Origin of the sequence: Nonomuraea sp. NPDC049784 (assembly GCF_040659615.1) — a bacterium.
Lineage (GTDB): Bacteria > Actinomycetota > Actinomycetes > Streptosporangiales > Streptosporangiaceae > Nonomuraea.
In genome coordinates, this window is record NZ_JBFAMX010000483.1 from 1 (window position 1) to 8,007 (window position 8,007).

13 protein-coding genes are annotated in these 8,007 nt (G+C 68.2%); 8 read left to right on the plus strand and 5 right to left on the minus strand.

Annotation, left to right across the window (positions count from 1 at the left end; translation table 11 throughout):
* From AB0J09_RS48760 to AB0J09_RS48770, 3 genes are all read right to left on the minus strand, one after another.
* Positions 1 to 891 (minus strand): sialidase family protein (locus AB0J09_RS48760; RefSeq protein ID WP_360707557.1); only part of this gene is annotated, 891 nt, incomplete at its 3' end.
* 490 nt (positions 892 to 1,381) lie between these two features.
* Positions 1,382 to 1,705 carry a hypothetical protein gene (locus AB0J09_RS48765; protein WP_360707559.1) on the minus strand — a complete coding sequence of 108 codons (324 nt, stop codon included), beginning with the start codon at positions 1,703 to 1,705 and terminating at the stop codon, positions 1,382 to 1,384.
* Between the two features lie 41 nt (positions 1,706 to 1,746).
* Entirely contained in the window at positions 1,747 to 1,989 is a 243-nt protein-coding gene (locus AB0J09_RS48770) for a hypothetical protein (protein WP_360707562.1), read from the minus strand.
* 1 nt (position 1,990) lies between these two features.
* Between AB0J09_RS48770 and AB0J09_RS48775 the strand changes: the two genes are divergently transcribed.
* The 5 genes from AB0J09_RS48775 (at position 1,991) to AB0J09_RS48795 (ending at position 6,433) form a co-directional block, all read left to right on the plus strand.
* Complete coding sequence (locus tag AB0J09_RS48775) at positions 1,991 to 2,194, plus strand: hypothetical protein (protein WP_360707564.1); 204 nt, start codon at positions 1,991 to 1,993, stop codon at positions 2,192 to 2,194.
* Between the two features lie 257 nt (positions 2,195 to 2,451).
* On the plus strand, positions 2,452 to 3,837 hold the full coding sequence (locus AB0J09_RS48780) for an MFS transporter (protein WP_360707567.1): 1,386 nt from the start codon (positions 2,452 to 2,454) through the stop codon (positions 3,835 to 3,837).
* A complete protein-coding gene (locus AB0J09_RS48785) occupies positions 3,834 to 4,664 on the plus strand; it encodes a ChbG/HpnK family deacetylase (protein WP_360707570.1) in 831 nt (276 codons plus the stop codon). Before AB0J09_RS48780 ends, AB0J09_RS48785 begins: the two co-directional genes overlap by 4 nt.
* 273 nt (positions 4,665 to 4,937) lie before the next feature.
* Positions 4,938 to 5,537, plus strand: coding sequence for a hypothetical protein (locus AB0J09_RS48790; RefSeq protein ID WP_360707573.1), 600 nt, complete (start codon positions 4,938 to 4,940; stop codon positions 5,535 to 5,537).
* Between the two features lie 2 nt (positions 5,538 to 5,539).
* On the plus strand, positions 5,540 to 6,433 hold the full coding sequence (locus AB0J09_RS48795; protein WP_360707576.1) for a hypothetical protein: 894 nt from the start codon (positions 5,540 to 5,542) through the stop codon (positions 6,431 to 6,433).
* Positions 6,434 to 6,552: 119 nt separating this feature from the next.
* Here the strand turns inward: AB0J09_RS48795 and AB0J09_RS48800 are convergent, their stop codons facing one another.
* On the minus strand, positions 6,553 to 6,819 hold the full coding sequence (locus AB0J09_RS48800; RefSeq protein WP_360707578.1) for a hypothetical protein: 267 nt from the start codon (positions 6,817 to 6,819) through the stop codon (positions 6,553 to 6,555).
* Positions 6,820 to 6,823: 4 nt separating this feature from the next.
* Here AB0J09_RS48800 and AB0J09_RS48805 point away from each other — a divergent pair, with 4 nt between their 5' ends.
* The 3 genes from AB0J09_RS48805 to AB0J09_RS48815 all read left to right on the plus strand — a co-directional run bounded on the left by AB0J09_RS48805 (position 6,824) and on the right by AB0J09_RS48815 (position 7,724).
* Positions 6,824 to 6,955, plus strand: a complete 132-nt coding sequence (locus tag AB0J09_RS48805; protein ID WP_360707581.1) for a hypothetical protein — start codon at positions 6,824 to 6,826, stop codon at positions 6,953 to 6,955.
* 64 nt (positions 6,956 to 7,019) lie between these two features.
* Entirely contained in the window at positions 7,020 to 7,550 is a 531-nt protein-coding gene (locus AB0J09_RS48810) for a hypothetical protein (RefSeq protein WP_360707583.1), read from the plus strand.
* Between the two features lie 36 nt (positions 7,551 to 7,586).
* On the plus strand, positions 7,587 to 7,724 hold the full coding sequence (locus tag AB0J09_RS48815; protein WP_360707585.1) for a hypothetical protein: 138 nt from the start codon (positions 7,587 to 7,589) through the stop codon (positions 7,722 to 7,724).
* A gap of 127 nt (positions 7,725 to 7,851) precedes the next feature.
* Here the strand turns inward: AB0J09_RS48815 and AB0J09_RS48820 are convergent.
* Positions 7,852 to 8,007, minus strand: a 156-nt coding sequence (locus AB0J09_RS48820) for an SDR family oxidoreductase (protein ID WP_360707587.1), incomplete at its 5' end; no start/stop codon positions are given.

Genomic DNA, 8,007 nt, shown 5'->3' on the forward strand with positions numbered 1-8,007 from the left:
GCCGCTGTCGCTGCTGGTCGCGTACGCCCGGCTGCCCTCATCGGTGCCGCGCTCGCGGGCCGAGGCGTAGATCCGCCCGTCGGTGAGCTCGACGACGGTGACCTCCTGGGCGATGACCGTGCCGTCGTCGCGGAACGTCTCGGCGCCGATGTTCCAGGTCACCCCGCTGTCGTCGCTGTAGAGCAGGTGCGTGCCGTAGACGTGCTTGCCGACCCGGTCCCAGCTTTCGAAACTCGCCCCGACGACCAGCCGGCCGGCGTGCGAGCCGCGCTTGAGCTGGATGCCGTGCATCGGGCCGGTGGCGTACCAGAAGTTCCACTCCGGACGCTTTCCCTCGGTCATCTCCCTGGCGGCCGACCAGGTCGCCCCATGGTCGTCACTGAACTGCACCCAGGGGTCACGGTCACAGCCGTTCGGGCACGGCTCCGCACCGTTGTGGGTGCTCACCAGCACGACCCGCCCGGTACGCTCGTCAACGATCGGCACCGGGTTGCCGTGGGTCGTGCCGTTGCCCTCCGAGATCACCTGCAGTGGTTCCCAGGTCCGCCCGCCGTCGGCGGAACGGCGCAGCACGAGGTCGATGTCCTCGTCGTCGCCGCAGTCCTTCACCCGCCCCTCGGCGAACGCCAGGAGCATGCCGTTCGTGGCCCGCACCACGGCGGGGATCCGGAAGCAGCCGTATCCGAAGTCGCCCTGCTTGTAGAGCACCTGCTCGTCCACGAACGGCGCGGTGCCGGCGGTCCCGCCGGCCTCGAAGGTCTCCGCCGGCGCCGCGGTCGCCGGCGCGCCGAACACGCTGACGAGTAAGCCGGCGAGCACCATTACGGCGCCCGCCCGGCGGCGCCGGGAGGTGCGCCCGGTACGGCCCTCCGGGGGATAGCCATCGTGCATGTCCTCGCCCTTCCTGACAGGAGAAGATTTCGGGACATCCTACGTCCTACGTTGGATGTTAAATAGATGGTGAACGTAGAATGTTCACTAGTGGGCGGATGTGTTGCCCGGCTTATAACAGCGTGTCCGGTGCCAGAACTGGTGCAGGGCAATTGACCTGGTCTTCTAGGCTCGGCTGTTCGCCTTCGGTCGCATCGCATCGTGACACCTGGAATGCTTGCGCCTGCCGAAAACTCCATCCATGCAGTTCAAGCCGCATGTGAGTACTCGTGGAGGACGCCGCCGAGACGGTCTCGTCGGCGTATGTTCAGGCCGATGATTCGCTCGGGATCCGTGATCGGATCCGGGGACGGCACGCAGCGGGGTCGCCTGGGCCAGGGCTTGATGGGCTAGGTGCTGGTTGTAGAACCGTTCGTACTCGCGCAGGGCGTGCCGCAGGTGGCGTTCGTTCCACAGTAGGCAGCGGGTCCAGCAGTTCGCGGCGGCACGTCTATACCCATCGCTCCATGGTCGAGTTCATCCGCGGCATCCGGATGCCGGTGAGCACAGTCTGGATACCTGCCTCGGTGAGGATCTCCTCTATGAGAACCGGAAACTTCCCGTCCCGGTCCCTGATCAGGTTGAACGGGCTGGCGGGGTTCGATCGGCCGGGGTCGCCGCCCGAGGCGACCTTGTAGTCACGCAGATCACGCAATCCGCACAACACCACGCACGCGGGGAACGGATAGCCCTCCGGCCGCGCGTTATGGCCGTCGCGCAGCTGGCTAAGGATGCTGACCAGACTGTTGCCCTGCAGGGCGTCGATCTCATCCAAGAACAGCACCACCCGGCGCGGGCAGCGACGGCACCACTCGCTCAGCGCCTCAACAAACCGGCTTCCCGGCGTGACCTGCGGCCATTCTCGGCCGCCCCGCTCAACCTCGGCGCAACGACGACCTGTTCAACCTGTTGAGCCTGCTTGATGAGGGAAGCTTCACCGGCCGCGGCACCTTCGCGTTGCAGCTGGAACCCAACGGGGTCCTCAACGAAGTCGCGCGGCGGCTGGTCGCCAACGAAGAGCCGCGCGAACTGCTGCGTGTGCTTGACCGGCTGGGACACTATGCGATTCGGCAGGAACATCACCGACCGCCCGGACTACAAGGCTCTCTGCCGCCTGCTCGATGTGGACCGGCGGCTCGGCCCCGAGGAGAAGGCGCGCGTCCGTCAACTGCTGCTCAGCGCCACCGAGTGTTGTTGTGTGTCGCTGTGGCCGGGATTCTCCCCGCCGTCATGTCGGCCTGTGTCCATCCGTGCCGTGCTGTAGCGCGCACACGCGAGCAACCACCGAGCATCCATGCGTTCTTGACCATTGACATTATCTGCCATTTGTCGACATCTTCTTATGCGCGTTGTAGCGCGCAGGGCCAGGTTGGCGGCGAGGAGCCCCGAGCTTCATGGCAGATCGAACGCGAATGAGCAGCCACGTCGTGAAAGGGCTTTCGTGCCCGACGACGCCGCCGTTCTGGCCGCAGGGGACCTGCCCGGCGATGGTGATTCGGCATCAGCAAGGAAGGTGATCGCGTGTCCCAGCCCGGTACGGCCCCGGGGCGGACTCCCGCGTGGCGCTACGCCATCGGGATGTTCGGCACTTCCATCCCGATCAACATGATCAAGGGGTCGATGATCCTCTTCTACGTCGACAATCTCGGGCTCGACGTTCGCGCTTACGGCGTGGTCATGGTGATCTACGCGGTCATCGACGCGCTCGACAACCCGCTGCTAGGCCATCTCTCCGACCGCACCCGGAGCCGGTTCGGCCGGCGCCGGCCGTGGCTGCTCGTCGGCGCGCCGATGCTCGCGGCCTGCATGATCGCATTCTTCTCCGCGCCGACCTCTCTGCAGGGCATCGGCCTCGTGCTCTGGTTCGCGGTGTTCGCGATCCTGTGCGAGGCTTTCGACTCGATGCTCAACGCCAATTACGGCGCGCTGCTCCCCGAGCTGTACCCGCAGGAGCGCGACCGCGCCGTGGCCAACGGTCTGCGCCAGGGCTTCCAGCTCGTAGCGCTCGTGATCTCGCTCGCGGTCACCCCGTTGCTCACGACGGACGTGTTCGGCACCGAGGAATCCACCCAGGGCTTCCAGATCACAGCGATCATCTATGGCGCGGTCGCGCTCGTCGTGATCGTGTTCATGGCGCTCGGCGCGCGCGAGAGTCCCCGCTACTCCACGCGCGAGCGGCCGCTGCTGTTGCCCAGCGTGTGGTCGATTGTGCGCAACCGGATGTTCTGGACAGTCGGGCTCACCGGCGCCTGTTACGGCATAGCCATGGCGCTCGTACTCTCGGGCATCCAGCTGTACGTCCGCTACTCGCTCGGGCTCCCGGTCGGGAACGCGCTCTACCTTCAGGGCATCGTCATCCTCGTCTCGGCGGGCGGCCTCGTCGTGTGGACGCGCGTCGTCGCACGCCGCGGCGCCCTGTGGACCTGGCGGCTCGCCTTCGCGGTCCTCGCGGCCAGCTTCGCGGCCTTGTTCTTCGCCACCGACCTCGTCACCGCGATCGCCGCGGGGGTGCTCGTCGGGGCCGGGTGGTCGGGAATGCTCGCGACGAACGACCTCATCGTCGCGCGCGTGCTGGACGCCGACGCCGCGCGCAACGGGGAGCACCGCGAAGGGCTCTTCCTGTCCGCCTTCGGCTTCTTCGCCCGGCTCAACGGGATCGTGACCGGACTCGCGCTCACATCGCTGGGCGTGTTCTTCGGCTACAACTCGGGCGACGACTCCGGCACCGACCCCGGGCTCGCGTTCCGGGTGTACTTATGCGTGTACCCGTTCGTGCTGACGACGATCGGCGCGGTCGCGGCGCGACTCATCTCGGTCCCGATCGAGACGCCGCGTGAGGCGGCTGAGCCGGTCGAGCCGCCGCCCACCGGTCCCGTGGACGAGTCCGCCGCGGAGCGCCCCCGATGACCCGCCGCGTCGTGATCACGGCCGACGATCTCGGCCGCGAACCCGGGACGACGGAGGTCATCGTCGCACTGCTCGCCGAGGGACATGTCACCGCGACGACGCTCATCTGCGTCTCGCCGGCCGCGGAGCAAGCCGCGAACCAGGTCTGGGAGCTCGGCGTCGTGCCGCGGCTGCACGTGACGCTCACGAGCGAGCGCGGGCTCCCGCGCTGGCGGCCCCTCAACGGTGCGGCGAGCCTCGTCGATCCGGACGGGTCACTCAGTGATGATCCGTTCGCTCTCGGAGCCCGCGGTGAGGCCCGGGATGTCATCCGGGAGGCGGACGCACAGCTGCACTGGATGCGCGGCCGGGGCCCCATGCCCGAGGCGGCCGACTCCCACGCCGGCACCCTGTACGGCCTGCACGGCAGATCGTGGCTGGCCGAGGCGCTTGAGTGGTGTGCGCGCCACAGCCTTGCCTTCCGGCTGCCCCGTGACCCGGAACCGTACTTCGGCGGGCCGCTCCCGCCGCAGCTCGCGGCAGCGCACGAGCGCGCCGTCGCCCTCGCCGACGCACTAGGCGTGTCCATCCCGCAGACGATCGCGACCAACCGGCGCCCGGCACACGAACTCGGTACCTACGAGCAACTGCGGGACGATTACCTCCGCCGGCTCGCCGCCCTCCCCGAGGGCACGAGCGAGTTGTTCCTGCACCCGTCCCGCGAGGACGCGGTCACGGGACCGGACGGCATCGTGCGGACCTGGGAGGCGCGGCTCCTGCGTGACCCGGCGTGGCACAACGCCCTCGAGAGTGAGGGAGTCGAGGTCGTCGGCGGCTGGTGGGCCTGACCCAGCCGTCGGTTCCTGGTCCGCACCATCTCCGCCTACCGGATCCTCGACCCGGGCCGCCGGGAGCCGCTGCTCACGCCGGACTGGCACGCCTTCTCCAGGTAGACGCCCCAATGCGCGGGTTGGTCGAACATCACTGGCAACTGCCGCGGCGGTCTCCACATCGTGCTCGGCCACCGCACAGGCTGGTCAGCCATTGTACACCCCGTGTTGCGAGTGGCTTCATCTTTTCGATCTTTTGGTGACCCGGCCCCGTACCTACATTGATCAGCCATGCGCAAGTCAGCACTCGCTCTGGCGTTCGCCATCGTGGCGTCGCTCTCCGCCGGGGTAACGGCCGCCACTCCAGTGGTTGCCAACACGTTCGGCTTCTACGCCTACCATCCCACCTGGTGCTGCCCCAAGACGGACAACCGCGACGTCTACTGGAACGGCTCCACCCTCACCAGCAACATGATCACCGCGGCCGACTACGGCATGGCCAACCTTGACTACCAGACCGACCTGCGAATAGGCGGTTACGACAGCACCGCGGGCACGCACACCGATCTGGTGATGTACGACGCCTACTACACCGACTACTGGGGCAAGGACTGGGACGGCTCGAGTACGGGCGTCAACATCACCGCTACGACCAAGTGCGTCAGAGTGCTCGCCCAGATCGGCGGTGAGTATCTGTGCGACCGTGCCGAACTCCGCTTCGACCTGGCCGACATGACCAGCTCGACCGTCCGCAAGAAGACGGCCTGCCACGAGATCGGGCATGCCATCGGCCTCGGGCACACCAATCTGACCTCCTGTATGAAGCAGGGCACGTCCACCACCCAGACGTACAGCAGCCACGACCGCTCGCACGTCAACGGGGCGTGGTAACCATGAAGAACCGCTTCGCGGTGATCCTCACCCTCGTCGCCGCCGTCGCCACCGGCGCCCTCGCAGGCACGTTCCTCAACAGCCCGGAGTCTTCCTTCTGGGCGCGGCTGAGTTACGGCACCAGCGTGTCCGACGGGGAGTACCTGTTCGACTCGGTGGCCGATATCGTCCCCGGAGCGTCCGACTCCGGCGCCTTCAAGGCCGCCGGAGCGCTCGTCCAGGGCACTGTCGTGGACATCGAACCGGGCATCGCCTTCGCCTCCGACGACTCGGAGGGTGGCTCGGCCGTCGTGGCCTACGACAGCCCGGACGCGGCCATGCGTTACGCCGGCTTGGTGGTGCGGGTTGACAAGGTGCTGGCCGGGCGGCTGGGTCAGGGGTACGCCGACGGCAAGATCCGGGTCCAGGTCGAGCAGCCGGCCACCACCACGCTCGCCGAACTCAAGGAGTCCATCGGCACGGCGGGCACCGGCCTGATGTTCGTCCACAACCTGGCGGAACGGCAGCAGCTCCTCGGCCGCCCCGTCACCGACGCGACCCAGCTGGCCTATGCCCAGTCCGTCTACACGCCGATCGGTGAAGGCCTGTTCTTCGAGGAGTCGGCGGGCAGCCCGGTGATCGCACCGCTCATGGACGGCCAGCGCGCGGCGCAGCTCCTCGGGTACGCGTACGTCTCCGAGGACGGCGACGCGGAGCCGTCTCCCTCGCCGACCTGCGACGACCTCATCGACCCCTGCTACACGCCGACGAGCAAGCCTTCGGCTACGGCGACCTCGGTTCCCGCGGGCGGCACTGAGCCGGCGAACACCACGCCGCCCAGCCTGACGGCCCTGCGTACGACGCTGGTCGCCGCGGCCTGCGCCGAGGGGACGGCGGTGGACTCCTCGTCGTGCTGAGCCAGCTGACCTGGCCTGAGCCTTCTACGATGACCGAGCCGCCGCGTGTCTGATGGTGCTGCGAGGGCTTGAGGGGCGGCGCTGCGGTTCGGCCTTCCGCGCCGCCCTGGCAGCAGGGATCAGCAGGTGGAGTTGGTCTGGGTGAGCAGGCCGAGCCGCCAGGGCAGGAGGTTGTAGGGGTCGGTGGCGGCGGGGTCCTTGCCCTGCCAGCGGCCGGTGATCGCCGGTGCGGTCCAGGACCGGCCGTTGTCGTACGACGCCTCGACGGTGAGCGCGTCGACTCCCTTGTCCCGCCCGGATGCCTGCTGCTGCACCACGAACGGCACCGTGAACTGGGTGCCGGCCGGGGCGACACCGTTGCCGTCCGTCTGCGGTTGGAAGCGCACCACGGTGACCGGCAGCGGTGTGGCCGCGTCGGTGGGCCCGGAGCGGAAGGTCCAGCTCGCCTCGATCCGCTGCGACCTCAGCGAGACGGCTGAACAGCTCGACGGCCTGGTCGATGACCGTGCGAAGGTCGCTTGATCAGGGAGCGGCGGAAATCAGCGTATCCAGACACCACGCCGTCACATGGCTACCATTCCACCCCATGAAAAGACGTTTATCCATCCCGCTCGTGACTGCCATGGCCGTCTTCCCCGCGACCGTGCCCGCCGCCAACGCGGCGCCCAAGACGTACATGATCAGGAACGTCGGCACGACCATGTGTCTGACGTGGGGCCTGGCTCCGGCCGACAGCGGCGCGAAGTACTCCCTGCGCACCTTCTACTGCCAGCCCGAGGGCACCAGGGACGGCTACGTGTGGACCCGAAACCCCCGTTCGGAGCTGCGCAGCCTCTACAGCAAGAACAAGCTGTGCGTCGGCAGGCCGAACAAGGACCCGGGCCTGGTGCGGATGGAGCGCTGCGGCATCGACCTCAAGAACCACCGCATCGCCTTCGTCACGGTGGAGAAGGCATTGGGAGGCGACCGGATCGTGATCAAGTGGCAGGGCCGCCCGGTGAAGTGGCAGGGGCCGGTCCAGGAGACGTGCCTGCACGCCGGCCTGCGGAACGAGGTCGTCGGCAGCCCGTGCGACGCCTCCAACGGTGATCAGAACTGGACGCTCCAGCCGGCGTGATCGAATCGGCACTCGCCTGACGATGAGGAGAGTGCCATGGCAGCGGACCGTGAGCGGAGTGTGGTGTTCGGCGAGGCGGTCGAGCAGCATGAGTCGGCCAGGCCCGGCCATCCCGAACAGCTACCTCGTGCGCTTCACCGACCTGGCCCTCGCCCGCCGGGCCGGCTGACCTGACCGCACCGGTGCGCCCCCTCTGAAGTCGTCGCCCACGTTCTGCTCACGCCGGCCTGGCGCGCCTCCTCCAGGTAGTCGCCCCAATGCGCGGCTTGGTTGAACATAGCCGTGTGGCCGGTTCTCGCCGCTACTCCTTCAGCGCCAGGGGAAGCGCGGCCAGTAGCCCGCCGTCCACGCGTACGTCCGCGCCCGTGACGAAACCGGACCGCGATCCGGCCAGGAACGCCACGACCTCGGCGACGTCCGAGGGACGGGCGACGCGGCCCAGCGGGTGCGCGCGGCC